General features: G+C 65.5%; 21 protein-coding genes. 13 read left to right on the forward strand and 8 right to left on the reverse strand.

Annotated features, from left to right (window positions below):
* The first annotated feature begins 17 nt into the window (after positions 1–17).
* Positions 18–641, forward strand: coding sequence for a hypothetical protein (locus tag GO986_RS10100; RefSeq protein WP_157459169.1), 624 nt, complete (start codon positions 18–20; stop codon positions 639–641).
* A 63-nt stretch (positions 642–704) separates the two neighbouring features.
* On the opposite strand, the gene GO986_RS10105 is transcribed toward GO986_RS10100, so the two are convergent.
* The 3 genes from GO986_RS10105 to GO986_RS10115 form a co-directional block, all read right to left on the reverse strand.
* Positions 705–1,829, reverse strand: a complete 1,125-nt coding sequence (locus GO986_RS10105) for an ABC transporter permease (RefSeq protein ID WP_157459170.1) — start codon at positions 1,827–1,829, stop codon at positions 705–707.
* A 154-nt stretch (positions 1,830–1,983) separates the two neighbouring features.
* Positions 1,984–2,955 carry an ABC transporter permease gene (locus tag GO986_RS10110; protein ID WP_157459171.1) on the reverse strand — a complete coding sequence of 324 codons (972 nt, stop codon included), beginning with the start codon at positions 2,953–2,955 and terminating at the stop codon, positions 1,984–1,986.
* A 132-nt stretch (positions 2,956–3,087) separates the two neighbouring features.
* A complete protein-coding gene (locus GO986_RS10115; protein WP_157459172.1) occupies positions 3,088–4,842 on the reverse strand; it encodes an ABC transporter substrate-binding protein in 1,755 nt (584 codons plus the stop codon).
* A gap of 124 nt (positions 4,843–4,966) precedes the next feature.
* On the opposite strand from GO986_RS10115, the gene GO986_RS10120 reads away from it, so the two are divergent.
* The 4 genes from GO986_RS10120 to GO986_RS10135 are packed head-to-tail and all read left to right on the forward strand — an operon-like array spanning position 4,967 to position 8,914.
* Positions 4,967–5,740, forward strand: a complete 774-nt coding sequence (locus GO986_RS10120) for a GntR family transcriptional regulator (protein ID WP_232337718.1) — start codon at positions 4,967–4,969, stop codon at positions 5,738–5,740.
* A gap of 2 nt (positions 5,741–5,742) precedes the next feature.
* A complete protein-coding gene (locus GO986_RS10125; RefSeq protein WP_369409285.1) occupies positions 5,743–6,960 on the forward strand; it encodes an anhydro-N-acetylmuramic acid kinase in 1,218 nt (405 codons plus the stop codon).
* Positions 6,957–7,904, forward strand: a complete 948-nt coding sequence (locus GO986_RS10130; RefSeq protein ID WP_157459173.1) for an N-acetylmuramic acid 6-phosphate etherase — start codon at positions 6,957–6,959, stop codon at positions 7,902–7,904. The genes GO986_RS10125 and GO986_RS10130 overlap by 4 nt, the downstream gene beginning before the upstream one ends.
* On the forward strand, positions 7,901–8,914 hold the full coding sequence (locus GO986_RS10135; protein ID WP_369409286.1) for a serine hydrolase domain-containing protein: 1,014 nt from the start codon (positions 7,901–7,903) through the stop codon (positions 8,912–8,914). Before GO986_RS10130 ends, GO986_RS10135 begins: the two co-directional genes overlap by 4 nt.
* A gap of 24 nt (positions 8,915–8,938) precedes the next feature.
* On the opposite strand, the gene GO986_RS10140 is transcribed toward GO986_RS10135, so the two are convergent.
* The 4 genes from GO986_RS10140 to GO986_RS10155 all read right to left on the reverse strand — a co-directional run bounded on the left by GO986_RS10140 (position 8,939) and on the right by GO986_RS10155 (position 12,090).
* Complete coding sequence (locus GO986_RS10140; protein ID WP_157459174.1) at positions 8,939–9,775, reverse strand: GNAT family N-acetyltransferase; 837 nt, start codon at positions 9,773–9,775, stop codon at positions 8,939–8,941.
* Between the two features lie 116 nt (positions 9,776–9,891).
* Positions 9,892–10,386 (reverse strand): ester cyclase, encoded by a 495-nt coding sequence (locus GO986_RS10145; RefSeq protein ID WP_157459175.1) that lies wholly within the window; start codon positions 10,384–10,386, stop codon positions 9,892–9,894.
* A gap of 51 nt (positions 10,387–10,437) precedes the next feature.
* Positions 10,438–11,469: a medium chain dehydrogenase/reductase family protein gene (locus GO986_RS10150; protein ID WP_157459176.1), complete on the reverse strand. Its 1,032-nt coding sequence runs from the start codon at positions 11,467–11,469 to the stop codon at positions 10,438–10,440.
* Between the two features lie 63 nt (positions 11,470–11,532).
* Positions 11,533–12,090 (reverse strand): TetR/AcrR family transcriptional regulator, encoded by a 558-nt coding sequence (locus GO986_RS10155; RefSeq protein ID WP_157459177.1) that lies wholly within the window; start codon positions 12,088–12,090, stop codon positions 11,533–11,535.
* Between the two features lie 406 nt (positions 12,091–12,496).
* Between GO986_RS10155 and GO986_RS10160 the strand changes: the two genes are divergently transcribed.
* Both GO986_RS10160 and GO986_RS10165 read left to right on the forward strand, forming a co-directional pair.
* Complete coding sequence (locus GO986_RS10160) at positions 12,497–14,923, forward strand: EAL domain-containing protein (RefSeq protein WP_157459178.1); 2,427 nt, start codon at positions 12,497–12,499, stop codon at positions 14,921–14,923.
* Positions 14,924–15,127: 204 nt separating this feature from the next.
* Entirely contained in the window at positions 15,128–16,618 is a 1,491-nt protein-coding gene (locus GO986_RS10165; RefSeq protein WP_157459179.1) for a DEAD/DEAH box helicase, read from the forward strand.
* Between the two features lie 534 nt (positions 16,619–17,152).
* On the opposite strand, the gene GO986_RS10170 is transcribed toward GO986_RS10165, so the two are convergent.
* Entirely contained in the window at positions 17,153–18,955 is a 1,803-nt protein-coding gene (locus tag GO986_RS10170; RefSeq protein WP_369409287.1) for a putative bifunctional diguanylate cyclase/phosphodiesterase, read from the reverse strand.
* A gap of 495 nt (positions 18,956–19,450) precedes the next feature.
* Here GO986_RS10170 and rfbF point away from each other — a divergent pair, with 495 nt between their 5' ends.
* The 6 genes from rfbF (at position 19,451) to GO986_RS10200 (ending at position 25,307) form a co-directional block, all read left to right on the forward strand.
* Positions 19,451–20,221: a glucose-1-phosphate cytidylyltransferase gene (gene rfbF, locus GO986_RS10175; protein WP_157459181.1), complete on the forward strand. Its 771-nt coding sequence runs from the start codon at positions 19,451–19,453 to the stop codon at positions 20,219–20,221.
* 4 nt (positions 20,222–20,225) lie between these two features.
* Positions 20,226–21,461 carry an L-2-hydroxyglutarate dehydrogenase gene (gene lhgD / locus GO986_RS10180; RefSeq protein ID WP_369409288.1) on the forward strand — a complete coding sequence of 412 codons (1,236 nt, stop codon included), beginning with the start codon at positions 20,226–20,228 and terminating at the stop codon, positions 21,459–21,461.
* Complete coding sequence (locus GO986_RS10185; protein WP_157459183.1) at positions 21,458–22,558, forward strand: NAD-dependent epimerase/dehydratase family protein; 1,101 nt, start codon at positions 21,458–21,460, stop codon at positions 22,556–22,558. Before lhgD ends, GO986_RS10185 begins: the two co-directional genes overlap by 4 nt.
* The gene (gene rfbC / locus GO986_RS10190; protein ID WP_157459184.1) at positions 22,555–23,100 is read left to right on the forward strand and encodes a dTDP-4-dehydrorhamnose 3,5-epimerase; all 546 of its coding nucleotides are present in this window, start codon (positions 22,555–22,557) and stop codon (positions 23,098–23,100) included. Before GO986_RS10185 ends, rfbC begins: the two co-directional genes overlap by 4 nt.
* A complete protein-coding gene (locus tag GO986_RS10195) occupies positions 23,097–24,407 on the forward strand; it encodes an NAD(P)H-dependent oxidoreductase (RefSeq protein ID WP_369409289.1) in 1,311 nt (436 codons plus the stop codon). The genes rfbC and GO986_RS10195 overlap by 4 nt, the downstream gene beginning before the upstream one ends.
* A gap of 123 nt (positions 24,408–24,530) precedes the next feature.
* Positions 24,531–25,307 (forward strand): DUF8692 domain-containing protein, encoded by a 777-nt coding sequence (locus GO986_RS10200; protein ID WP_157459185.1) that lies wholly within the window; start codon positions 24,531–24,533, stop codon positions 25,305–25,307.
* Positions 25,308–25,484: the final 177 nt, after the last annotated feature.

Below are 25,484 nucleotides of genomic sequence, written 5' to 3' on the forward strand. Positions count from 1 at the left end.
GGGGTAAGCTGGGGGGCATGACACAGGTGGTGCCGGCTCAAGCGTCCTCCGCTCATTACGGTGCGTCGGGCCTGGCCGATATCTGCCCGGTGCTGCTCCACAACGACGAGCAGCTGTACCGTCTGGGCCAGTCGCTGGCCGTCCTGTTCGCCCATCAGGGGTCGTCGCAGCGTGTGCGTATCCTGATTCTCAAAGATGACCCGACCAACCCGCTGGCGCTGCAAGGCGACCGCCTGATGCGCCCCGGCGCCACGCTGGGCCTGAAAGCCGAACTGCGTCACCAGCAGCACCTTCAGGCGCGCTGCTCGGCCGCCCTGGGTGCGGACCCCACCCCGGTGGACCTGCTGACCCGCGACAATCAGGTGTTCGAGCTGGTGAACGGCGAGGAGCAGTCACGGGTGTCCAGCGCCGCGCTGGCCCTGGCAGCCGCTATTGACAGCGCCAGCCGCGCGCCCGCCGCTAAGCCGGTGTCTGGCCTGGGCCGCCTGTTCCGCAAGCCCCAGGATGACGCGCCCCTGAGCAGTGACAAGGGCGCCGTACAGCGCACCCTGGAGGAACTGCGGGAGGCGGTGAAGGGACTGCGCGTGACTCCCTTTGCGACCCTGACCCTGGAGTGGGACGACGTTCCCGATCTGAGCTAAAGGTAAAAGAGAGGCGCGCGCTGAATTGAATGTTCAGCGCGCGCCTCTTCTGATGATCAGCGGCTAGCGGCTCTGGGTATCAGCGGCGTCGCGCAGGGCGTCGCCCAAGAAGTTGAACGCCAGCACCGACACCACAATCAGCACGCCTGGCAGCAGCAGCCACGGGTACAGGCTGAGGGTCTCGAAGTTCTGGGCGTCCTTGAGCAGCAGGCCCCAGCTGGTCATGGGTTCCTTGATGCCCAGGCCCAGAAAGCTCAGGGCACTTTCGCCCAGGATGTAGCCGGGCAGGGCCAGCGTGGCCGTGACAATCAGGAAAGAGGACAGGTTGGGCATGATGTGGCGCAGAATCACGCGCAGGTCGCTGGAGCCCAGTGCGCGGGCCGCCTGCACATAGTCCACCCCGCGCGCCCCGAGCACCTGCCCGCGCACCACGCGCGCCAGTCCCGCCCAGCCAATCAGGGCCAGTACCGCCACGATGCCCAGGTAGACCCAGGTGGAGGGCCACCGGGCCGGAATGATGGTGGACAGCGCCAGCAGAATCGGTAAGCGGGGAAACGACAGCAGCACCTCCACCAGCCGCTGAATCAGGCCGTCCACCCAGCCGCCGTAATAGCCGCTGACGCCGCCCAGGACGATGCCGATAGCAAACGAGATCAGAATGCCGATGAGGCCCACCGTCAGCGACACCTGTGACCCCACCAGCATCCGTGAGAACAGGTCGCGGCCAAACTTGTCGCTGCCCAGCGGAAAGTAGGTGCCGTCCTTGACGCCGAACAGGTGCCACTGGCTGCGAAAGACGCCCAGGAATGAATACCCGAACTCGGCCGGGTCGTCGCCGCGCACGAAGAACAGAATGGGTAGAGGCCGGGTGCGGTCCTCGCTGAAGGTGCTGGCAAAGGTCACGGGGTCGCGGGTTTTCCTGAAGCCGTAGACGAAGGGGCGTGTCAGCTGGCCTTCGTGCACGAGATGCACCGCCTGGGGCCGCTGATAGGGCGCCTCCTCGTGCTGCGCCGTGATGGAATACGGCGCCAGAAACCCCGCCAGCAGCGCCACCAGATACAGCGCGCCCAGTACCCAGGCGCTCAGGACACCGGCGCGGCTGCGGCGAAAGCGGCGCAGGGCCAGCGCCAGTGGGGTTTGACGGCGTGCCGGGGCCGGCGACGCCGTGGGGGAGGGCAGGGCGGTCATACGGATGCCCTCCATTTCCACGCTATCCGGGAAAGAACCGGAGGGTCCTCCAATACCCGAAATCTACCCTCTTTTCCTCTCTGCTGTGCAGTGCTTCGCGGCCTTCCAGTCGAATGAAATTCCATTTGGAATTCGACGGTCATCGCAACCCTCATCACTCGAACCTCACGCGGGGGTCGGCCCAGGCCAGCGCCAGGTCGGAGAGCAGGTTCCCCAGCAGCAGCAGCAGCGCGCTGAACATCAGCAGGGTCATGGCCACGAACTGGTCCTTGTTCAGCAGGCTGTCGTACAGAAAGGGGCCGATGGTGGGCAGGTTCAGCACGATGCTGGCGATGATGGTGCCCGAAATCAGGCTGGGCAGGCTCAGGCCCGCCAGGCTAATCAGTGGGTTGACCGCGTTGCGCACCGCGTGGCCCCATAGCACCCGCCGGCCGGCCAGCCCCTTGGCCTGTGCCGTGCGGACATAATCCTGGTGCAGCACGTCCAGCAGCGAGGCCCGCATCTGGCGCATCAGGCCCGCCACACCCTCCAGCCCAATGGCAATCATTGGAATCCACAGGTGCGACAGCAGGTCCAGCACCCGCGCGCCGCTCCAGGGCGCATCAATGTAATCCGGGCTGAAGAGGCCGCCCACGTTGGTCCCGCCCGTCCTCAGGACCAGGGCAATCAGCAGCAGCGCCACCAGAAAATCCGGTGTGGCCAGGCTGATGTACCCTAGGAAATTCAGCAGTGTGGAGCGCCGGCGGTGGCGGTGAATGGCCGTGTAGATGCCCAGCGGCACCGCGACCACCCATGACACCACCAGCGTCAGGACCGCCAGAAACACCGTCCAGCCCAGCCGCTCCCAGATGAGGCTGCCCACTGGCCGGCCGTTGGCAAACGAGTACCCGAAATCGCCCTCGGTGACGATGCCGCGCACCCAGTTCAGGTACTGCGCCCACAGCGGCTGATCCAGGCCCAGCTGCCGGGTCATGGCCTGCAAGGATTCGGGGGTGACGCGCGGGTCTTCCTTGAACTGATCCAGAAAGCTGCCCGGCTGCAACTGAATCACCACAAAACACACGGCGCTGATGAGCAGTAGCGTGGGAACCATGCCGAGCAGGCGGCGCAGAGCGTAGGTCAGCATAGCGGGGGAAGTGGGGAGGAGGGAGTGGGGAGTGGGAAAAGCACAGAGGTCAAAGCGGGGCTCCTTTCAGTGGCGGGGAAAACAGGTGGGAAGCAGAGCACCTTCCTCTACTTCCCACGCACCATCCCCTCCTTACTTCTGGTAAATCAGGGGCACGGGGTTGTAGCCTGGAATGACCCCGAGGTTGTACATGTAGTTGCCGTATTTGTTGCTGACGGCCCCGATGTTCTCGGGCTTGGCAATCGGGGTGACCGGCAGATTCTGGGCAAACAGGAGCTGCCAGCGCGTGTACAGGGCCTTGCGGGCGCTGGCGCTGGGTTCCACGGCGGCCTTGTTGAAGATCTCGTAGATTTCCTTTTCCCAGGCAGCCATTTTGGCCGTGTTGGCGGGATCGCCGTCCTTGGCCGGCTGCGGCGCGCGGTGCCAGTAGTACAGGCTGCCGCCGGGTTGCCAGATGGGGCGGCGCAGTTCGGGGTCGGGCTGGTCGCCAAAGGCGTGCAGAATCATTTCCCAGTCGCCGCTCTGGCCGGTGGCGAGCAGGCGGCTGGAGAGAATGCCTTTCAGGTTCACCTTGACGCCTACTTTGGCAAAGTCGCTTTGCAAGATGGTGGCGATTGGGGGATACACGGCGCTGTCGGTGCCGTAGGTCAGGTCCAGTTCCAGCGGCTGCCCGTTTGGCAGCAGGCGGACACCCGCCGCATTCTTTTTGCTCAGGCCCATCGCGTCCAGGGCCGAACCCACGGCCGCCAGGTCAAAGTCGCCCAGCTGGCGGGTGGTGTTCGTGTAAAACGCCTTGTTGGCGGGGGCCACGCCGTGCCCAGGCAGGCTGGCCAGGCCGTTGTACACGGCGTCAATGATGCGCTCCCGGTTCACGGCCCCCTGCATGGCGCGGCGGAACTGTACGTCGCTCAGGACCCTGGCCAGCGCCGCGTTCTTGGCGTCAAAGTTGTAGGCCACGAAGGGCGGGCTGCCAAACAGCGCCGTGGAGCGCATGACCTTGAACGGCGCGCCCACTACTTCCTTCTGCTTCAGGTCAGGAAACTGCGCCCCGCTGATGTTCAGCTGGTCCAGATTGCCGGCCAGAAACTGCGCCACCTGCGCCTGTGGGTCGCGGATAATCAGGAAATCCAGGCTGCTGAGGTAAGGCAGCTTGGTCCCGGCGGCGTCCACCTTCCAGTAGTTCGGGTTGCGGGTCAGGGTGACCTTCTGGCCGGCGGTGTAGGTTGCCAGCTTGAAAGGGCCTGTGCCCACCACTTCGCTTTCGGCCACGTTGGTGGGCCACGCCCCGTTGATGTCGGCGGGCTTGGCATCGTTCTCCTGACCGTATTTCGCCAGCTTGTGCTGCGGCATGATGAAGTAGCGCTGCTGCAGCAAGAAAGCAGGCGCGGGCTGCGGCAGGGTAAAGCGCACCGTCATGGCGTCCACCTTGCTGATGGTGACGTTCTGGCCTCCCAGTTTGAAGTTGCCAGGGTCGCCCGCGCGGGCTTCGGGGTTCATGATCATGTTCTTGTAGGTAAACACCACGTCGTCGGCGTTGAAGGCCTGGCCGTCGCTCCATTTCACGCCGCTGCGCAGCTTAAAAGTGTAGACCTTGCCGTCCGGGCTGATCGTCCAGCTTTCCGCCAGGGCCGGCTCGATTTTGTAAGTCGCCAGGTTAAATTCCACCAGGCCGTCGAACAGTTGCTGGGAAATCAGGCCCAGGTTGTTGTCAATGACGCCGTAGTAAAAGAGGCTCTGGGGGCTGTCCCCCAGCGGCAGGGTGTAACTGCCGCCCGCCTTGCCGTTCACGACGCCCAGCGCGCCGTAGCCACTGACCTTCTTGGGAGCGGCCAAGGCTGCGCCGAGCAGAGCGAGAGAAACCAGGGCCAGCGTGCGAGGGACAAACATGGGAAACCTCCGGGGGCGGCGGGGATGAAGCGGCAAACAGCTTGAGACACACCAGCCTAATACCACCCCAGGACCACTTGCAACCTCTGGCCAAAGTGGACTGGAAGTGGTACGGTTGTCCCTGATGCTCGCCTCTCCTCACCTCTGGGCCATGCCCCTGGACGCGGCCAGCGCCACGCCGGTGTACGTGCAGGTGGCGCAGGGGCTGACGCAGCGCATCGAAAGTGGGCAACTGCGCGCGGGCAGCGCCCTGCCGGCCGAACGCGAGCTGGCCGCCGGGCTGGGCGTCTCGCGGGTGACCGTGCGGCAGGCCCTGGCGCTGCTCTCGCAGCAGGGCTTGCTGACCCGCCGGCATGGCAGCGGCACCTTCGTCACGCCGCCGCCGCGCCCCGGCGACTTGCCCAGCCGCACGCTGGGGCTACTGTCGTCGTTTTCTGAGGACGTGCGATCGCGCGGGCAGCTGCCCGGCGCTCAGGTGCTGAGTTTCGAGCGGGTCCGGCCCGGCGCCCAGGAAGCCATGAGCCTGGCCCTGTCGCCCGGTGAACTGGTCTACCGCCTGCGCCGCCTGCGCACCGCTGACGGTGAGGCCCTGGCGGTGGAGGACTCCACGCTGCCCGCCGCGCTGGTGGGCGACCTGGCCCCAGAAGACGTGCAGGACGCCAGTCTGTACGCGCTGCTCTCTGGGCGCGGCCTGAGCCCCGCACGGGCCATTCGCCACCTGCGCGCCGTGAACGCCGACCTGACACTGGCCCCACTGCTGGGCGTGCCGATGGGCGCGGCGCTGCTGACCACAGACCGGGTGTCGTGGCTCTCGGGCGGCCAGCCGATTGAATACGCCCGCGCCCACTACCGGGGGGACCGCTACGACTTCGTGATGGAACTTCAGGGCGGGGCCTGACCGTGCCGGCGCTGACTGGGCGGCTTCTGTCTGGGCGGGCGCCGCGCGTGCTGGGCCTGATGAGCGGCACGAGTGCCGACGGCATTGACGCCGCTCTGCTGGAATTGCCCGACTGGCCTGCCCTGGGCGAAGGGGGAGGCGGCCTCCCTGACCTGACGGGAGCGGCCCCACGCGGGCGGGTGCTGGCCCACACCTTCACCCCGTACACCCCCGATTTGCGCGCGGCGGTGCTGCGGGCCGGGCAGAACGAGGGCACCCCCGCCGAGCTGACACAGCTGCACTGGGCGCTGGGCGAGGCTTTTGCCCAGGCGGCGGCGCCGCTGGCTGAGGACGCCGACCTGGTGGCCAGCCACGGTCAGACGGTGCAGCATCACCCCCGCCCGGAGGCGGCGCGGGGCTGGACCCGGCCCGCCACCCTGCAACTGGGCGAGGCCGCCGTGATTGCCGCCCGCACGGGCAAACCGGTGGTGGCTGACTTTCGCCCCGCTGACCTGGCGGCGGGGGGGGTGGGCGCCCCTCTGGTGCCGTTTGCCGACTGGGCGCTGCTGGCCGAGGCGGGTATAAACCGTGCTCTGCACAATCTGGGTGGCGTCAGCAACCTGACCTTTCTGCCCGGTACCGATCCTGCAGGGGTCCTGGCCTTTGACACTGGCCCGGCCAATTGCCTGCTGGATGACGTGGCAGCCCTGGCCGGCCAGACACAGGACGAGGGCGGCGCGCTGGCGGGAGCTGGGACGGTTCACGAGGCCACCCTGAGCGCCTGGCTGGCCCACCCGGAACTGGCCACTCCACCTCCCAAAGCCACTGGACGCGAGGTCTGGACCCTCTCGCAGCTGCCCCGGCCAGCTTCTTTGAGCCTGCCCGACCTGGCGGCCACCGCCGTGGCCCTGACCGCCCGTACGGTGGGGGACGCTTACCGGCGCTGGGTGCTGCCGCGCGGGCTGGACGAGGTGGTCGTGGCGGGCGGCGGCGCGCGCAACCCCGCCCTGGTGGCGGCCCTGCGCGCCGAACTGCCTGTGCCGCTGCGCACCTTTGCCGACCTGGGCTGGACCGATCACGGCTTCACAGACGCCACGCGCGAGGCCGCCGCGTTTGCCTTTCTCGGTTATGCCCGCGCGCAGGGCTGGCCCAACACGCTGCCGCACACGACAGGCGCCGCCCAGGCCGTCAGTGCTGGCAAATGGACCCCCGCCCCCCTGACCCCCGGAGCGCCCTCATGAGCGACGCGCTGACCCCCCCCGAGTCCAGCCGCCCCACCCCCCAGCTTCGGCCCCCTGACTTCCGGCCAACAGAGGCGGTGCATCCAGGGCACACCAATCTGGACCAGCTGGAGCTGCCGGCGCTGGTGCAGGCCCTGGCCGACGACCAGCTGGGCGCGGTGCAGGCGGCGCGGGCCGCCGCGCCGCAGCTGGCCCGCGCCGCCGAGGCGGCACTGCTAGGTCTGGAACGTGGCGGGCGCCTGCTGTACGCCGGTGCGGGCACCAGCGGCCGCCTGGGCGTGCTGGACGCCTCGGAGTTGCCGCCGACCTTTTCCTGGCCAGAGACACGCGCTGTGGCCGTGATTGCGGGCGGCGAGCGCGCCATTCGGCACGCGACCGAGGGCGCTGAAGATGATGAGGCGGCGGGCGAACGTGACCTGCTGGCCCTGTGTCCCGGCCCTGACGACGTGTTGATTGCGGTGGCGGCCAGCGGCACGACCCCCTGGGTGCTGGGAGCGCTGCGGGCGGCGCGCGGCGCCAGCACCCTCACCATTGGGCTGGCCAACAACCCCGGCACCCCGCTGCTGGCGGCCGCCGACTGCCCGGTGCTGCTGGACACCGGCCCCGAACTGATCAGCGGCTCGACGCGCCTGAAGGCCGGCACCGCCCAGAAAATTGCCCTGAATACCCTGTCCAGCGCCCTGATGGTGCGGCTGGGCAAGGTCTACGGCAACCTGATGGTGGACCTGCGCGCCAGCAATGCCAAACTGGAAGCCCGCGCCCTGCGGCTGGTTATGCACGGCGCCGGCGCCGACGAGGCCAGCGCCCGCGCCGCCCTGAGTGCGGCGGGCGGTCAGGTCAAGCTCGCCCTGGTCAGTCTGCGGCTGGGTGTGCCTGTCGCCGAGGCCGGGCGCCTGCTGGACCAGGCGGATGGTCACGCGCGCCTGGCCCTGGGAGAACAGTGATTCCGGCCACCACTCGCCGCCTGCTGGAGCAGGCCGTGAGCGCTCCCGGTGGGCCTTCAGGCGCCGCAATGGGGGTGGTCAATGCGGCGGGCGAGCGTGAGACGCTGATGCTGGGTCTGGCCCAGCGAGCACCAGAGCCCGTGGCCCTGGCCGCCAGCTTCTGGTGGGACCTCGCCAGCCTGACCAAGCCTCTGTTCACCGCCCGCGAGGTGCTGCGCGCCCTGGAAGAAGGCCTGCTGGACCTGGATGACCCACTGGGCGCCCATCTGCCGGATCTGGCCTGGATGCAGGACACGCCGCTGCGGAGCCGCACTCTGCGGCAGCTGCTGTGCCACACGTCCGGCCTGGGGGCCTGGGCCAAGCTGTACACCTGGGGCGACGCGGCGACCATCCGCGCCCGCTTTGTGCAGGAGCCGTGGCCTGTCGGCGAGGCCGGCCCGGTGGTCTACTCTGACCTGGGGTACGGCCTGCTGGGCCGCGTGCTGGAGCGCGTCCGGGGCCGAGCCCTGCGCGATTTTGCGCTGGACAGTGGCCTGACCTTTGCCCCCGACCCGTCGCAGACCGTGGCCACCGAACACTGCCTGTGGCGAGAACGGCTGCTGCGCGGCGAGACTCACGATGAGAACGCGGCGGCCCTGGGCGGCGTGGCCGGGCACGCGGGGCTGTTCGGCACGCTGGACGGTGTGCTGACCCAGGTGGAGGCGCTGCTATGCGGGGGCTGGCTCTCGGCCCCTGCTCAGGCGCTGGCCCTGCGGCCTGCTGTCCCCGAACGCACCCTGGCTTTTGTGCAGTCCTGTCCTGGCTGGAGCGGCGGCAGCCTGTGCAGCCCGCAGGCGGTGGGCCATACCGGCTTTACTGGCACCGGGCTGTGGGTTGACCCCAGCGCTGGCCTGGCCTGGGTGCTGCTGACCAACCGCGTGCACCCGACCCGGCATAGTGGCTATGACATTCAGGGCCTGCGCCGGGCCGTCGGCAACACGCTGCTGGCCGGGCAAGGCCGCTGGGACTGATCTTGTAGCTGTGTCGCCGCTGGTTCAGCTGGTCGCGTCCGCTTGCTGTTCATCTCGTGGAGGGCGCCAGAAGAATTCCTGCTCCTGGTAGACCCGCACGAATCCTGCGCGCTCGACATTTCGCAGACTCGCTTCGTTCGAGAGGTCCACTTCTGTGGTGGCGACGGTGCAGCCCAGGGCCGACGCGTCGGCCAGGCGGCGCCACAAGAGGGCGGCCTGTAGCCCCTGCTGGCGGTGGTCAGGGTGCGTGATCGCGCCTGACAGGTAAGCGAGCTGGCCCGCCACTGTCAGCTCGGCGGTGGCGATCAGCTGAGTGCCCGCCCAGACGCCGTAACGCGTGCTGTGCGGCCCTGCAGGGCGGCTCATGAACGCCAACACCTCAGCTGGCGCGTCGTCGCCCAGCATCAGGCGTCCAACGGCCTCGCCCTGCTCAGCGGTCAGTGGCTGGACAGCTACAGCGGGCTGGCTCGAAGGTATGTCCAGCCCAGGCAGAGGACGGGCCAGGACCCAGTGGGAAGACCAAGGCGACAGGCCAGCGCCTAGGAGTTGCTCAGGCAGGTCCGCCGGCTCGGCGAAGGGCGTGACGATGACCACGAAGGGCAGGGCGGCGTCCCGAAAAAAGGTCAGTAATTGCGCCAGCACTTCAGGTGTCGCTGGTTCCAGCGTCCCCAGATTCACGATGGTGTTGGCCCCCAGCCACGGGGCGTTGCGCGCGTAGAGGGCGGCCGCGTGTCCGACCTCAAAGGCGCCCAGGCCAAAGGCTTGCCGAGCCGCAGCGTCCCCGTGCTGGCGGTGTGCGGCCCGCTGCTGTCCCAAAGCTCTGCGGGCTAGGGCCAGCTCCCTGGGGCTCAGAGGCGTCATGCTGCTGGTCCTCTCAGAAATGGAGGCGAGGAGGAAAAGGTCAGGTGAGTCGGGCGCATGTTGGGTTCTCCTCAGAGCTTATGGTGGCGGTCAGCTGTTCTGGAGAGGCCACTCATTCAAGGCTGAGGGGCCACCCAGTGGTCGGACGGCAGGCCAAGTTGGTGAAAGAGGTCGGCCCGGTTGTACATATCCGTCACCTCCTGAATCTTGCCATCCCGCAGGTGAAACAGAGAGGTGGCCAGTACGGAGAACGACCGGCCGCCCAGGTCACCGAAGCCCGTGGGTGTGCCGCTGAAGATCCACTGCGCCGCAGCGCGGTCGCCCACCTGAAAAGCATCGAGGACCGTGACGTGGGTGTCGGGGATGCTCCGGACTGTCAGGTCGAGCCAGTGTGCCACCCCGTCCCGGCCTACGTTTCTGGCCTGGAAGGCGAAGTCCTGATACACCCCTTGCTCGGTCATTAGGGCGGCCAGGCCTCTGGCGTCGGCGGTATTCCAGGCTTCGGCCCACTGCTGAACGATCAGGGGAACAGGCCGGTCCGTGGCTGTAGGCAGGGTAACTCTGGTTGGTGCGGGGGCAGCAGAAGTCGGTACGTCGTGTTGGGTGGACATGGGGAGTCTCCTTGGAAGGGAATAAGGGGCTGATGATGAGTCCAGGGGCGGTTACGGTGTCAGCACCACCTTGCCCATGACGGTGCGGGACTCGGCCAATTCCATAGCCTGCCCAATGGCACTGAGGGGAAAGCGGGCGGCCACCTGAGGGATGAGGACGCCCTGGGCCAGCCGCGCCAGCACCTGCCGCAAATCCGCTTGCTGGTGGGCGCGGAAAGTCGCTGGGGCAAGCCGTTTGCCGCCCCAGAAATCGTAGAAGGTGGCGCGGCGACCGTTGGGCAGCAGCGTCCAGGCAGCGATCTGGCCGAGCATCTTGATGAACAGCTGCAGCACTGAGCGGTCCGAATTCACTTCGGCGGCCATGCCGTACGCGACCAGCGTGCCGCCCCTGGCCAGCAGGCTAAAGGAACGGCGGGCGCTGGCCAGGCCCAGATGATCAAAGGCCGCGTCCACTCCGCCGGGCGCCAGCACGCGCACCTGCGCGGCCAGGTCTGTGGCCTGGTAGTCCAGCGGTTCGACACCCAGTTCGCGGAGCGCGCTGTGGTGCCGGGGCGACGCCGTGCCAATGACCCGGAGGCCAGCGTGGCGGGCAAGCTGCACCAGAATGCTGCCCACCCCGCCGTTCGCGCCGTGCACCAGAATCGTTTGGCCTGCCTGGACGCGGGCGCTCCGGTGCAGCATCTGCCAGGCGGTCAGGCCGTTAACAATGACAGTTTCGGCGTCTACGGCATCAACAGTGGCCGGCACAGGCACCAGGTCCGCTGCCGTGATCAGGGCGTGCGTGGTCCAGCCGCCGGTTTTGGTGGCGGCGGCCACCCGCAGGCCGACCAACGCCGGGTCAACGGCGGGCCCGACCTCAAGCACCGTTCCCACCAGGTCATAGCCAGGCACGAAAGGAAATTTGGGCTGCCCAGGGTAGCGGCCCCGCCGCATCTGCTGTTCGGCAAAGGAAATGCCGCTGGCTTCCACGCGCACCAGCGCCTGCCCAGTCCCTGGCCGAGCCACAGGGCGCTGGTGCAGTTGAAAGCCAGAAGGGGCCACTAAACCGGGCAAGATCACATCGGTCGCCTGAATTTGGAACATACGAACCTCCCTATCTTATGAGTGATTAGTCACTCACCAAAAGAGCTGAAAAAAGGGTTTTCCCTAGAAATGTCGAATGCCTTTGGTCAGCAGCTGGGCCCACGGCGCGGCGTTTCCATCAAGTTCAGCCACCACGATGAGGTGACAGAGCTGGCCGTAAGCCATGAACCGCTGCACGGCCTCGGCCGAGGCCCCAGAACGGGTCTGCACAAAGCTGACAATCTGTTCCAGACCCGCACGGAGCGCCGCGGCAATCTCGGGAACGCCCGCTGCGGACTGGGCATGAACCTGCAGCATCAGGAGCGAACGGTCCGTAATCAGATGCGCGTAGGCCTGGCCCATCGCGTCCAGAATGGCGTCGGGTGTTTGTGCGGTCGCCTCCTGAGCACCGTGTTCGAGGGCGTCCTGAATCAGCTGGAAGCAGCGGGAGAGCGCGGCGACGAACACGTCTTCTTTTCGGGGAAAGAGTTTGAAAACGTAGGCGGTAGAAATCTTGGCGCCCTGGGCGACGGCACTGACGGGGGTGCCCAGGTATCCCGAACGCGCGAAGACGGTGATGGCGCTTTGAATGACCACTTCACGCCGGGCCTCAGCGGTGGAGAGGGATGATGTCTGAGGCATGTAGTGAGTGTACAGTCACTCACTTAAGACTGTCAACTGGATTGATGTATGAGTGCATAGGCAGGGCACCTCAACCCTTCCTGGTGGCCTACGCCTAAATCAGCTAAGCCAGGAGAGAGGCACAGCTTCGCCGTTGTACCTGCGCGTCCGACCACAGCTGTCAAGGCTCTCAACGATGTACGGCGCAGCAAGGAAGACTCGAAACCATTCAGCATCTCCTCAAACCCTTGAGAAGTGGGTAGGGCTTATCTAGCACCCAACCTCCACCCGAGGCGGTTGCCAAGCCTTGCCGACCGTCGAACCACGTCTCATCATTCTGTTTTGAGAGAACTCTGTCAGAGGCTCGGGCCTATCCTTGGTCTCCGTCTCTTCGACATTAAGCGTTCTGGTGAACCCAATATCCCCTATGCTCGGCGACTCTCACGACAATCTACCAGCCCTTCAGGATCAAGTGGACGCCCTGAATAACGAAGCGGAAAACGCGCTGTCTTCGTCTATTGAGCAGGCGATGGCACAGGCCCTCGAAGCGTCACGCCGCGCGCAGTTGGCGCCCTATCCGGCGGGGGCTGCCCGCGCCCAGATGCTGATGGGCTACGCCTGGATGCTGCGTGGAGAATTTGGGCAGGCCATCACGACGTTTGAAGACAGCATTGACCAGGCCACCCGGCTGCATCTGCCTGCACTTGCCGCGCGCAGTCTGAATGGGCTGGCTGTTACTCACGCCCGGATGGGCCACTACGGTCAGGCCGCCGAGTATCACTTCCGGGCGCTGCAAATAGTTCAGACGTCCGAAGACAGTGTTGGCCAGGCGCGCAGCCTCAACAACATCGGCAACCTCTACATGGACCTGAGAGAACACGATCAGGCTCTCAAATACCATTCGGAGGCTCTGCTGCTGGCCAGCCGCGCACAGGTGCCGGCGTTGGTCTCGGTGATTTCTATCAATATGGCCATTGATTACCATGATCTTGGCCGCTTTGAAGAAGCGCTGGAGCTGAACCACACGTCGTTGGCGCAGGCTCGGCAGGCCGGATTTCGCCATCACGAGTGCCTGATCCTGACCAATATGGCGGCCAACTGCTTTCAGCTGGGGGACCTGGACGCCGCGCTCTCCTACGCCCAGGACAGCATTGAGCTGTCGGAGGAACTGGGGGAACGGGAGAATCTGTCTGAGGCCCTGACCACACGCGGGCAGATTCTGACGCGGCTGGGGCAACTGCCCGAAGCGGAACACAGTGTGCGTCAGGCATTGGAGGCAGCTCAGGCTCTGAAAAAGCGGCGGGTCGCGGCGCTCAGTGAGCTGTCCAAGGTGCTGGAAGCCCAGGGGGCCTTTGAAACGGCCTTGGGCTACGCCCGCGAGTACGAACAGGAGATTGGCGAGCTGAATGCCGATATTCAGCGTCACAAAACGCAGGTATTGAGTGCCCAGCTGAAGGTCGAGCGCTTTGAATACCAGGCCGCTCAGGAACAGCTGCGCGCCGACGAATTGGCACAGGCCAACGCCGCGCTTCAACAGGCGCAGGCCCGGCTGGCGTACCAGGCGCAGCATGACCCACTGACCGGGCTTCTCAACCGCACAGCCTTTGAAGCGGCGCTGCATGACGCCCTGAGCAGTCAAAAGCCTGTGGGCGTGCTGTTTATAGACCTGGACCACTTCAAGCAGGTGAATGACACGCTGGGCCATCCGGTGGGCGACGCTCTGCTGGTGCAGGTGGCGCAGCGGCTGGTGAGCTGTATCCGGGAAGAGGACCTGGTGGCGCGGCAGGGGGGCGACGAATTTACTGTCTTACTGTCCCTGCACACCTACGACGAAGCCGAACTCGTGGCGACCCGCATCCTCGACACCCTCAGCCTGCCGCTGTATCTCGCCGGGCGCCAACTGATTCTTACCGCGTCGATCGGCCTGGCGCTGGCCCCACAGGACGGCACAGATGTCACCACCTTGCAGAAAAACGCCGACCTGGCGATGTACCTGGCCAAGAAAGAGCGGGGCAATGTTCAGCGCTTTCAGTCTGCCCTGAGCGAAGCGGCCATCCGGCGCCTGAATCTGGAACAGGACCTGCGCCAAGCCTTGCCCAACGGCGAACTGGAGCTGTACTACCAGCCGGTCGTGACCAGCGGGGCGCAGCAGCCCGTGGCGGTGGAGGCCCTGATCCGCTGGAATCATCCTGTGATGGGGCTGCTGCCTCCCGACCAGTTCATTCCGCTGGCTGAGGAAAATGACCTTATCTTTTCGCTGGGGGCCTGGGTGCTTCAGGAAGCCTGCCGGCAGCTCAGTGTCTGGCGCCGCCTCTGGCCTGAACTGCGCGTCAGCATCAACGTTTCGTCGCGGCAATTTACGCAGACTGACTTTGCCAGTTCTGTTGCTCAGGCGCTGGCGGTCCATCATCTGCCCGCCAGTGCCCTTGAACTTGAAGTCACGGAAACAGCCACGCTGGATACCGAGAGCCTGGGGGATTACGCGGCCCTGATGTCGGCGGGGTTGCAGTTGGCAGTGGACGACTTTGGCACAGGGTATTCCAGCATCGTGCGGCTGTTCGAGCTGCCTGTGGGCATCCTGAAAATTGACCGCTCCCTGGTGGCCGCGCTGATTCCCAGTCAGGACCGGCGGCGTTCAACCCTGCCCCTCATCCGCTCTTTCGTGACCTACGCCCGCGAATCGGGGCTGCAAGTGACGGCCGAAGGTGTGGAAACACCGGAGCAGCTAGAGGTGCTGAAACAGGCGGGCTGTGACCTGATTCAGGGCTTCCTGATCGCGCGGCCGGCGTCTGCGGCGCAGACCGAACGCTGGCTCCGGCAAACGACGGAGCGAGAGTACGATCCGCAGGCTTAAGCCGGACTCTGTTTGCGACTCCGATTTGGGACGCATTGTCAGGTCCGGCCGGCGCCGTTCGCGGGGCGCGGACAGAAGCTGCCTTAAGGGCCAGTTCAGAGGCACGCCGATGTGGCATGATAGAGGGCCGCCGATTGTGGCCGCGCCGCTTTTGCTGGCCCGGTCATGCTCCGTAAGGAGACGACCAGGCGCCCAGGACGGTTCATGACTCAAACTCAAAATAAACCCCGGCGTTCGCCGGTTGCCTCTTCTTCTGACCCCAAGACGCCCCTCTCACGCGACTGGCGCGCGCTGCTGGGTGACCGCACCCCCACGCCCGTGCAGGCGCAGGCCATTCCGGCGCTGCTGGAGGGCCGCGACGTGATTACCACGGCGCGCACCGGCAGCGGCAAGACACTGGCCTTTCTGATTCCGGCGGCGGCTCGGGGGTGGGGCCTGCGAGAGACCCGAGGCCTGCGCCCCGAAGTGCTGGTCGTCACGCCCACCCGAGAACTGGCGGTGCAGATTCGGGATGTGGCCCGCGAACTAGGCATGACAGCTGGCCGGATTACCGGCGGCATCACCCCCACCCAGACGCGCCGTGAAGCCAGCGGCAAGGGCCTGATCGCGGGCACGCCGGGCCGCCTGAAAGACCTGATTACGCGCGGCGAGCTGAGCCTGGCTGGCCTGAAGTATGTGGTGCTGGACGAGGCCGACGAACTGCTGTCCCTGGGGTTCCTGCGGGACGTGGGGGATATTCTGGGCGCGGCGCAGCGCCAGAGCCAGGGCGACTTGCAGCTGGCGATGGCCTCGGCCACCTTCCCGGCCGAGATTCGCGCGGTGGCCGAGCGGTTCATGACCCGGCCCGCGCGCATTGACATTGCTCCGGCCGGCGAAACGGCGGCCCCGCAGCAGGACGTGCTGGGCGGCGCCACCGGCGCGACGCACGTGCTGGTCAACACCGAGGCCACTGACTTGCTGCCCCTGGCCGCCGGCCAGATTCAGGAGGCGCTGCGCGAGCCGGGCGGCTGCGTGGTGGTCTTCTGCCGCACCAAGTTTCTCGTCAAGCGCCGCGCCGAGCGCCTGAGCGCCCTGCTGGACGGCGAACTCGTCAGCCCGCTGGAAGGCAACATGGACCAGAAGAAGCGCGAGCGCACCATGACCCAGCTGCGTGAAGGCGAGTCGCGCGTGCTCGTGGCTACCGATATCGCTGGCCGCGGCATTGACCTGCCTGAGGTGCGTCTGGTGATTCACCTCGATATTGCCGCCACTGCTGAAGACCACGTTCACCGCTCTGGCCGCACGGCGCGCGCGGGACGGTCCGGGACCAACCTCGTGCTGCTGATCCCCGAGCAACGCGCCCTGTGGCAGAGCATTCGCCGCCGTCTGCCTGACGCCCTCCATCCCCCGCTGACTCCCGACGAAGGGCGGATTGACAAGGCCATTCAGGAAAAACGGGGCCAGGGCCGGGGTCAGGGAGGCGCATCTGCTGGACGCGGCGCGCCTCAGGGCAGCCGCCAGAACAGTTCGGCGGGGCAGGGGCAGCCCAGAGGCAGCGCGGGTCAGGCCACTCCTCATGCTTCCAGGTCGGGGTCGGCCCGGCCTCAGCAGGCCAGTGGTGGGCGCGCTTCTTCGCCCCGCTCACAGGACAGCACGCCCGGCACGGGTGCAGGCCGCGTCGGCCCCCAACGCCCCAAACGGCGCGGTGGCCGGTAAAGCCAGAGCGCAAGTGAAGTAGAAGCCAGTTATACCGGGTAGGCCGTCTGAACTTCAGGCGGCCTGCTGTCATTTTTGTTGGCCAGAACAGAAGAATCTTGAAGGCAGCATCCAGCATTGTCAGTGGCTCTTGACCGAGTGGTGCCGGTGCAGGCCTATGCCGCTTCGCTTCAGCTCACGGTTCTAGCCACTGACGGCGGCTTTCGAGGGATGGGTGGCACTTTGCCGCCATCACGAGAAGGGAAGATCACTGAAAGTTTGGTGCTGTTCCAGTTTCTCTGCTGACTTTACGGGAGGCTGCAATTGCCGCTGGTGCAACTGGCTCAATCAACAGCCGACTGCAGGCCTCTCTTTTGCGGGCCGGACCTGTACCCCTCTTGGAGAAGCTCAGGTGAACATCGAGCTGAGTGATACCCCTGAACACCAGGGAAGCCAGAGCTCGCCGTGCTGCCCAGCCGTTAATCGCTGGTCTGGGCTTCTTCACCGCCTCAAGAGCGTCGCGGTGCTTTCTGCCCAGGATCATTCTGGTTGTCCTCAATCGGCGTATTTCAGCAGGAAAACGTTCGGTGGGACGGGATGGCCAAAAATGTAGCCCTGGCCCAGTGGGCACGCCAGCTGGGTCAGCTGCTCGCGCTGCTTAACGGTTTCGATGCCTTCGCCCACCACCGTGATGCCCAGCCGCCGCCCCAGCGTGACGATGGCCTCGCCCACAGCCTGTGACCTCGCCGTTTCACCCAGGCGCCGCACAAAGGAGCGGTCCAGTTTGAGCTGCTGAATACAGAGGTCCTGCATCTGGCTCAGGCTGGAATACCCGGTGCCAAAGTCGTCCAGGGCGACCCGAATCCCCAGGGCCGACAACGCCTGAGAGAGCACCAGCGCGTCCTGCGGCGACGCCAGCATGATGGACTCGTTGACATCCAGCACCAGGCGGCCCGGCGAGAAGCCTGTTTCACGGAGAATCCGCTGCACATGCGTCAGGAAGTTCGGGTCCTGCCACTGTTTGACCGAGATATTCACTGTCAGGTCCCATGAGGCCAGCCCCAGCTGCTCCCACTGCACCAGCTGTTCGCAGGCCGTGCGCAGCACCCAGGTGCCCAGTTCATGAATCAGATGGCTCTCTTCGGCAATAGGCACGAATTCCAGAGGGGAAATCCAGCTGCCGTCCGCCTGGGGCCAGCGGGCCAGGGCTTCAAGCCCCACCACACGACCACTCTGGAGGTTCACCTGCGGCTGATAGTGCAGCGTCAGCTGACCGTCCCGGATGGCCTGGGTTAATCGGGCGCGCAGGTCAAGTCGGCGCTGCGCTCCAAGGGTCATGGCCCGGCTGTAAAACTGGTACTGCGCCTTGCCAGCCGCTTTGGCGGCGTACATGGCGGTGTCGGCGGCCTGCAGGAGGTCACTGGCCTGAAGTTCCGGGTCCTGCTCCTCTGGATTGAGACTGTTGGCCGGGTAGATGGCGATGCCCACACTGGCCGACAGCTCAATGGTCCGTCCGCCAATCTGAAACGGCTGTTTGAGGCAGCTTAGGAGCTTCTGGGCCACGCCCGCCGCGTCAAAGGGTTCGGCCAGCTTGGGCAGAAGAATCACAAATTCGTCGCCCCCAAACCGGGCCACCGTGTCGTCACGGCGGATACAGGCGCACAGCCGCCGCCCCGCCTCCTTGAGCAGCTCATCGCCGACGCTGTGGCCCAGCGAATCGTTGACGGTCTTGAAGCCGTCCAGGTCAAGAATCATGAAGCCCACCGAGTCGCCCGACCGCTGCGACTGGTGAAAAGCCAGCTGGGCGCGGTCCAGCAGCCGCAGGCGGTTGGGCAGGCCCGTCAGGGGGTCGTGGTGGGCCAGGTAGGCGCTGCGGTGCTGAGCCGCCTGCCACCGCCGGACCATCAGGCGCAGCTCCAGCGAGTCGATCACGATGGCGGCCAGTTCCCTGAGAAACTGCTGTTCGGCCGCCGTGAAGACGCGCGGCCTGGTGTCGTATACAGCCAGCGCCCCAATCCGGTGGCCATCGCGCGTGATCAGTGGGGCGCCCGCATAGGACCGTACTTTGCCGTGCCTCATCATCCCTTCCTGCTTGAGGTCCGGGTGGCCTTCCAGGTCGGCCACGGTGTAGACCTCACTGCCCGTCACGGCCTGAGAGCAGCAGGTGTGGGCACGGTCAAGTTCCTGAACCGGCGTGCCCTGCGTGGATTTGGCCCAGATGCGGTTCAGGTCCACCAGATTGATGAAAACCACAGGCACGTCCAGAAAGAGCTGGGCAAAGCGGGTGATGTGGTCAAACTCGGCCTCGGGCGGTGTGTCCAGAACCTGATAGCGGTGCAGGGCCTCCAGGCGACTCACTTCATTCTCAGGGCCGGAAGAATCCATAACACTTTATGCGCCCCACAGCGCCCCCGTACATGAGAAAAAAGACTAAAGCAGAGTAAGCCAGACATCAAAAAGCCCCCATTTTCTTCTCAGGGCCAGGGCATCATGTCGCTTTACACAAGGAGCCTTCTCTCTTTCGGGCAAGAAAATCATTCACTATTGAGGCTTTTTGCTGTTTATCTGGCACTTTAACGGGTAAGAGGAGTGGCTGTAAGTAAAATTGCAGAGCTTATTTCGTGTGAAGGTGCACAACAGCTACTCAGCACAGCTGCTCAATCTGGACGACTGTTGATCAGCCTTTTTTGGCTGACGCCGTCTATTTGTTTCCAGAAGAGGCGTTTACATTAGCTTCAACCTTATAGGACTCAAATGCGGCTCACACAGAACTGGGGGTCTGGCCAGACGAGTGCTAGAGGAGAAGTTGCCGGGAACCGCAGACGGCCCACACATTCCATCAGAGGTGCTCCCATGAAAGCAGTGGTGTTTGCTGGAGGCTTAGGTACCCGCATCAGTGAAGAGAGCACCGTCCGGCCCAAACCCATGATCGAGGTGGGTGGCCGGCCCATTCTGTGGCACATCATGAAAATCTATGCCTCTCATGGCATTACTGATTTCGTGGTGCTCTGCGGCTACAAGCAGTACATGATCAAGGAGTATTTCGCCAATTACTTCCTGCACATGTCTGACGTGACATTCGATATGCGCACGAATACGCCGCGCATTCACCACGCTCACGCCGAACCCTGGTGCGTGACCCTAGTTGATACCGGCGAAGAGACCATGACTGGCGGGCGCCTCAAGCGGGCCCGGCCTTATCTGGAAGACGACACCTTTTGCCTGACCTACGGCGACGGTGTGGGCAACGTGGATATCGCCTCGACCATCGAGTTTCACCGGCGCCACCAGCGCCTGGCCACCATGACGGTGGTGCAGCCCCCTGGCCGCTTTGGGGCCGTGGCGATGGAAGAAGGCTTTACCGTCCGCAGCTTTCAGGAAAAACCCACAGGCGACGGTGCCTGGATTAACGGCGGCTTTTTTGTGCTGGAACCAGGGGTGCTGGATTACATCGAGGGCGACGACACGACCTGGGAAGCCGAGCCGCTGCGGCACCTGGCGCGCGACGGTCAGCTGGGGGCCTACCGGCACGGGGGGTTCTGGCAGCCGATGGATACCCTGCGCGACAAACATGTGCTGGAAGAAATGTGGCGGGGGCAGCAGGCACCCTGGAAGGTCTGGTAGTCGCGTGCGCTACGACTATGCAGTGGTGGGCGGCGGCATCGTGGGCCTAGCGACCGCCCGCGCGCTGGGCCGGCAGCACCCTGGGGCCACCATCATATTGCTGGAAAAGGAGATGGGCCCCGCGCAGCATCAGACGGGCCGCAACTCAGGGGTCATTCATTCCGGCATCTATTACACGCCGGGGAGCCTCAAGGCGCAGATGTGCGCGGCTGGTGTGCAGTCCATGACCGCGTTCTGCGAGGAGCAGGGGATTGCCTACGAGCAGTGCGGCAAGGTCATCGTGGCCACCGCGCCCGAGGAGCTGCCGCAGCTGGAGCGGCTGTACCAGCGTGGCCTGGACAACGGTCTGAAGGTGCAGCTGCTCAGTGCCGAGGAGGTCAGGGCCTACGAGCCGCACGTTCAGGCCCTGAAGGGCATCCGCGTGTCGTCCACCGGCATCGTCAGCTACCGGCAGGTCAGTGCAGCGCTGGTGGACCTGCTTCGGGACAGCGGCGCTGAGGTGCGCTTTGGCGTGAAGGTCGAGCGCCTCACGGCCTCGGCCGACGGCTACGACATCGGCACGTCGGCGGGCGACTTTGCGGCGCGCGTGCTCGTCAACTGTGCGGGCCTGCACAGCGACCGGGTGGCGCGGCTGGCCGGGGCCGACCCGCGCAGCAGCATCGTGCCGTTCCGGGGCGAATACTACGAACTGCGGCCAGAACGCCGCTCGCTGGTGCGCGGCCTGATCTACCCGGTCCCCAACCCGGACTTTCCCTTTCTGGGGGTGCATTTCACCCGCATGATTGACGGCTCTGTGCATGCCGGGCCTAACGCCGTGCTGGCGTTTGGGCGCGAAGGTTACCGCAAGCTCGACCTCAACTTGCAGGACTTGCGGGAGGTGCTGGCCAATCCCGGTTTCCGGGCGCTGGCCCGCAAACATCTGCGCGAGGGCGCCAAGGAAATGCTGCGGTCATGGTCCAAAGCCACCTTTGTCCGTAGCCTGCAGCGGCTCATTCCCGATGTGACGGCCGCCGACATCGTGCCGTGTGCGGCGGGAATCCGGGCCCAGGCCCTGTCGCCCGACGGTAAGCTCGTGGACGATTTTCTGCTGATTGACGGCCCCAATGCCCTGCATGTGTGTAACGCCCCTTCGCCGGCCGCCACGTCGAGTCTGGAAATCGGCCGGGCCATCGCGGCGCGGGTGCCTGGGGTCGCCCGCCGCCGCAGCTTCTCGCTGACCCGCCAAGGAGTCCCCGCATGAAGGTTCTGATTACGGGCACAGAAGGGTATCTCGGCGCCATCGTGGCGCCCGCCGTCATGCGCGCCGGCATGGACGTGACCGCCGTGGACACCGGCTACTACCGCAGCGGCTGGCTGTACCACGGGGTGGACCAGACGGCGCCCACGCAGTTCAAGGACATCCGGCAGGTGACCCCGCAAGACTTCGAGGGCGTGGACGCCGTGGTCCACATGGCCGAACTGTCCAACGACCCGCTGGGACAGCTACTGCCCCATATCACCTACGACATCAACCATGTGGGCTCTTTGCGGCTGGCGCGCCTGGCCAAAGCGGCCGGGGTGCGGCGCTTTGTCTACATGTCCTCGTGCAGCGTGTATGGGGAGGCCACGGGCGACGACGTGACCGAACGCTCGGCCGTCAATCCGCAGACGGCGTACGCCAACTGCAAGGTGCTGGTCGAGCGCGACCTGCGCGAACTGGCTGACGACCGCTTTTCGCCCACCTACCTGCGCAACGCCACGGCGTTTGGCGCCTCGCCCCGGATGCGCTTTGACATCGTGCTGAACAACCTCGCCGGTCTGGCGTGGACCAGCCGTGAAATCCGCATGACCTCCGACGGCACCCCCTGGCGGCCCCTGGTGCACGCCAACGACATTGCCCGCGCCATCGTCTGTGCCCTTCAGGCGCCTCTGGAGGCGGTGCACAACGAGGTCTTTAACGTGGGCGACACGGCCCAGAACTACCGGGTCCGCGACATCGCGCAGATTGTGGCCAGCGCCTTTCCAGGCTGTGACCTGAGCTTTGGCGACAGCGGCGGGGACAACCGCAGTTACCGCGTGTCGTTCGAGAAAATCAGCCGTCAGCTGCCAGGCTTTTCCTGTCAGTGGAATGCCGAGCGCGGCGCGGCGCAGCTGGCCGCCCTCTTTGCCCGCATTGACCTGACCAGGGCCGAATTTGAATCCCGCGGCTATACCCGGCTGAGGCAGCTGGAATACCTGCTGTCCACGGGGCAGATTGACCAGGATTTCTTCTGGACCGAGCCCTTTAGCCCCGCCGAGCCTCCGGCGCCTGTCCCGGTGCCCGTCGCTGTTCAGGCCCTCGTGGAGCAGGGACCATGAAGTTCACCGAGACACGGCTGCCGGGTGCCTTCACCGTGGATATTGAGGTGCGCGAGGATGAGCGCGGCCTGTTTGCTCGCACGTTCTGTCAACACGAATTTGAGGCGCACGGCCTGAAGGTGGAGGTCGCCCAGTGCAACCTGAGCGTCAACCACCTCGCCGGCACCCTGCGCGGCCTGCACTATCAGCAGGCGCCTGTGGCCGAGACCAAACTGGTGCGCTGCACGCGCGGCGCGGTGCTGGACGTGATCGTGGATCTCCGGCCGGACTCGCCCACCTATCTGCAGCACGTCGCCGTGGAACTGAGTGAACACAACCGCCGCGCCCTGTACGTCCCGGAACTGTTTGCCCACGGGTATCAGGCGCTGACCGACGGCGCAGAAGTGACCTATCAGGTGGGCGAGTTCTACACGCCGGGCGCCGAACAGGGCCTGCGCTACGACGACCCCCGGCTGGGTATCGCCTGGCCGCTGGCGGTCACGGCCATTTCTGCGAAAGACGCCGCGTGGCCGCTGCTGGCCGCCGAGGGGGTGCTCTCGTGATTCTGGTGGACCGCGCGTTGCAGGCGCGCGAGGCCGCCGGCACGCCCGTCCGGGTGGGCATGATCGGGGCCGGGTTTATGGGGCGCGGGGTCGCCAACCAGATTGTCAATTCGGTGCCGGGGATGCGGCTGGTGGCGATTTCTAACCGCACGCTGGCCGGTGCCCGGCGGGCCTACGCCGAGGCCGGTATGGAAGAGGTCCGGGAGGTCACGGGGCAGGCGGCCCTGGAAGACGCCATTCGCGCCGGGCGACCAGTCGTGACCGAGGACGCCCGGCTGCTGTGCCGCGCGGAAGGCATTGACTGCCTGATTGACGTGACCGGCGACGTGGAATTTGGTGCTCAGGTCACTGTCGAGGCCATCGCGCACCACAAGCACATGGTCACCATGAACGCGGAACTGGACGCGACTGTGGGCCCACTGCTGAAAGTGATGGCCGAGCGCGCGGGCGTGATTTTTACGGCGGCCGACGGCGATCAGCCGGGCGTGCAGATGAATCTCTACCGCTTCGTGCGCAGCCTGGGTCTCACGCCGCTGCTGTGCGGCAATATTAAGGGCCTGCAGGACCCCTACCGGACCCCGACCACCCAGCAGGCCTTTGCCGAGCGCTGGGGCCAGAACCCCTACATGGTCACGAGTTTTGCTGATGGCACCAAGATTTCCTTTGAGCAGGCGATTGTGGCCAACGGCACGGGGCTGCGCGTCTCGCAGCGGGGCATGCGGGGCCTGGATTTTCCGGGCCATGTGGATGACCTCAGGGCCCTGTACGACGTGGATGAGCTGCGGGCCTGCGGCGGGGTCGTGGATTATGTGGTGGGCGCGAGGCCCGGTCCAGGGGTCTTTGTGTACGCGGCCCACGACGACCCCAGGCAGCGCCACTACCTCAACCTCTACAAGCTGGGCGAGGGGCCGCTGTACAGCTTTTACACGCCTTACCACCTGTGCCATTTCGAGGTGCCGCTGTCGGCGGCGCGTGTGGTGCTGTTCGGGGACGCGGTCTTGCAGGCGCTGGGTGGGCCCGTCGTGGACGTGGTCACGACCGCCAAGCGCGCCCTGAAAGCCGGTGAAACCATTGATGGCCTGGGCGGCTACATGACCTATGGCCAGTGCGAGAACGCGGACGTGACGGCCGCGCAGCGCCTGCTGCCGATGGGCCTGGCGGCTGGCGCCCGGCTGCGGTGGGACCTGCCCCAGGACCATGTGCTCACCTACGACGACGTGGTGCTGCCCCCCGACCAGCTCGCCGGGCGCCTGCGGGCTGAACAGGACGCGCTGTTTGCCCCGGCGTCTGCCGTGCCGTCCCGCTGAGAACGGGAGAGGAAGAGGCGTTTTCTCTTACAGGGGCTTTGAAGAGGATGTGGGCCCTCCTAACTAAAACCGCAGTGAAGCAGACCCAGGCCAGAGCCTGGTTACCGGCCCAGAGGGAGACCCATGAAAGACGTGACTGTGACCTCTGGCTTCTCTACTCAGCCGGCGCCACATGTGCCCATCAGCAATTCACGTGTGGTTCTGCGCCTGCGCGGCCCTGCCCTGATTCGCGTCCTCTCACTGACGGCGGCGCTGCTGGTTAGCCTCGGGTTCTGGGGCATCTACAGCGTGACCTACCTGCCCGATTATTTTGCGCGCGACCTGATCGTGTCGCTGACCTACCTGAATGGCGAAACCAACCTCGCCTCTCTGTTCTCAACCTTGCTTCTGCTGCTGGTGGCGGCGGTGCTAGGTGTCATTGCTCTGGCCAAAGCGGCCACCCACGACGCCTACCGCCGGGTCTGGACGGGCCTGGCCCTGCTGTTCGTTTTTCTGGGGATTGATGAAGGGGTCAGTCTGCACGAGCTGCTGATTGAACCGGTGCACCGGCTGGTCAAGGTGGAGGGCGTGCTGTACTACGCCTGGGTGGTGCCTTACGGCCTGCTGGCTCTGGCGGTCATGGTCGCCTGCGCGCGGTTCCTGCGTCATCTGCCCCAGGCGGTGCGCAGGGGCATGCTGCTGAGCGGCGCCTTGTACATCAGCGGCGCCCTGGGCCTGGAACTGGCCGAAGGATACGTGCATACCCTGATGGGCCGGCACACCTTTGTCATGGAGGTGCTGATTACCGCCGAGGAAGCCCTGGAAATGGCGGGAAGCATTCTCTTTCTGGCCACCCTGCTGAGGTATCTGCGGCTCGGGCTGCCGGGCCTTGAACTGCGTCTCAGCCAGCAGCCGGATTGACTGCCGGCGGGTAGTGCGACTGCAATAAGCGCGGGAACTTCCAATCGCGCCGGGATAGCTCTGACCGGAGAAGCCAGAGCCACCCCGGCGTAAGCGTGTAGGCCAAGGGTGCCTAGCGGAGCAGAAGTCTAAGGAAACGACCCATGAAGATGCCCCCCAGTCACCACAGAGCATCTC

The organism is Deinococcus arboris, assembly GCF_009755355.1.
Taxonomy (GTDB): domain Bacteria; phylum Deinococcota; class Deinococci; order Deinococcales; family Deinococcaceae; genus Deinococcus; species Deinococcus betulae.

Excerpts from the sequence above, each read along its gene's own strand:
- GO986_RS10115 (WP_157459172.1), bottom strand. The coding sequence starts at position 4,842 with ATGTTTGTCCCTCGCACGCTGGCCCTGGTTTCTCTCGCTCTGCTCGGC.
- GO986_RS10185 (WP_157459183.1), top strand. The coding sequence starts at position 21,458 with ATGAAGGTTCTGATTACGGGCACAGAAGGGTATCTCGGCGCCATCGTG.
- GO986_RS10155 (WP_157459177.1), bottom strand. The coding sequence starts at position 12,090 with ATGCCTCAGACATCATCCCTCTCCACCGCTGAGGCCCGGCGTGAAGTG.
- GO986_RS10200 (WP_157459185.1), top strand. The coding sequence starts at position 24,531 with ATGAAAGACGTGACTGTGACCTCTGGCTTCTCTACTCAGCCGGCGCCA.
- GO986_RS10150 (WP_157459176.1), bottom strand. The coding sequence starts at position 11,469 with ATGTTCCAAATTCAGGCGACCGATGTGATCTTGCCCGGTTTAGTGGCC.
- GO986_RS10140 (WP_157459174.1), bottom strand. The coding sequence starts at position 9,775 with ATGACGCCTCTGAGCCCCAGGGAGCTGGCCCTAGCCCGCAGAGCTTTG.
- GO986_RS10130 (WP_157459173.1), top strand. The coding sequence starts at position 6,957 with ATGAGCGACGCGCTGACCCCCCCCGAGTCCAGCCGCCCCACCCCCCAG.
- GO986_RS10160 (WP_157459178.1), top strand. The coding sequence starts at position 12,497 with ATGCTCGGCGACTCTCACGACAATCTACCAGCCCTTCAGGATCAAGTG.
- GO986_RS10145 (WP_157459175.1), bottom strand. The coding sequence starts at position 10,386 with ATGTCCACCCAACACGACGTACCGACTTCTGCTGCCCCCGCACCAACC.
- GO986_RS10165 (WP_157459179.1), top strand. The coding sequence starts at position 15,128 with ATGACTCAAACTCAAAATAAACCCCGGCGTTCGCCGGTTGCCTCTTCT.
- GO986_RS10105 (WP_157459170.1), bottom strand. The coding sequence starts at position 1,829 with ATGACCGCCCTGCCCTCCCCCACGGCGTCGCCGGCCCCGGCACGCCGT.
- GO986_RS10100 (WP_157459169.1), top strand. The coding sequence starts at position 18 with ATGACACAGGTGGTGCCGGCTCAAGCGTCCTCCGCTCATTACGGTGCG.
- GO986_RS10120 (WP_232337718.1), top strand. The coding sequence starts at position 4,967 with ATGCTCGCCTCTCCTCACCTCTGGGCCATGCCCCTGGACGCGGCCAGC.
- rfbF (WP_157459181.1), top strand. The coding sequence starts at position 19,451 with ATGAAAGCAGTGGTGTTTGCTGGAGGCTTAGGTACCCGCATCAGTGAA.
- rfbC (WP_157459184.1), top strand. The coding sequence starts at position 22,555 with ATGAAGTTCACCGAGACACGGCTGCCGGGTGCCTTCACCGTGGATATT.
- GO986_RS10110 (WP_157459171.1), bottom strand. The coding sequence starts at position 2,955 with ATGCTGACCTACGCTCTGCGCCGCCTGCTCGGCATGGTTCCCACGCTA.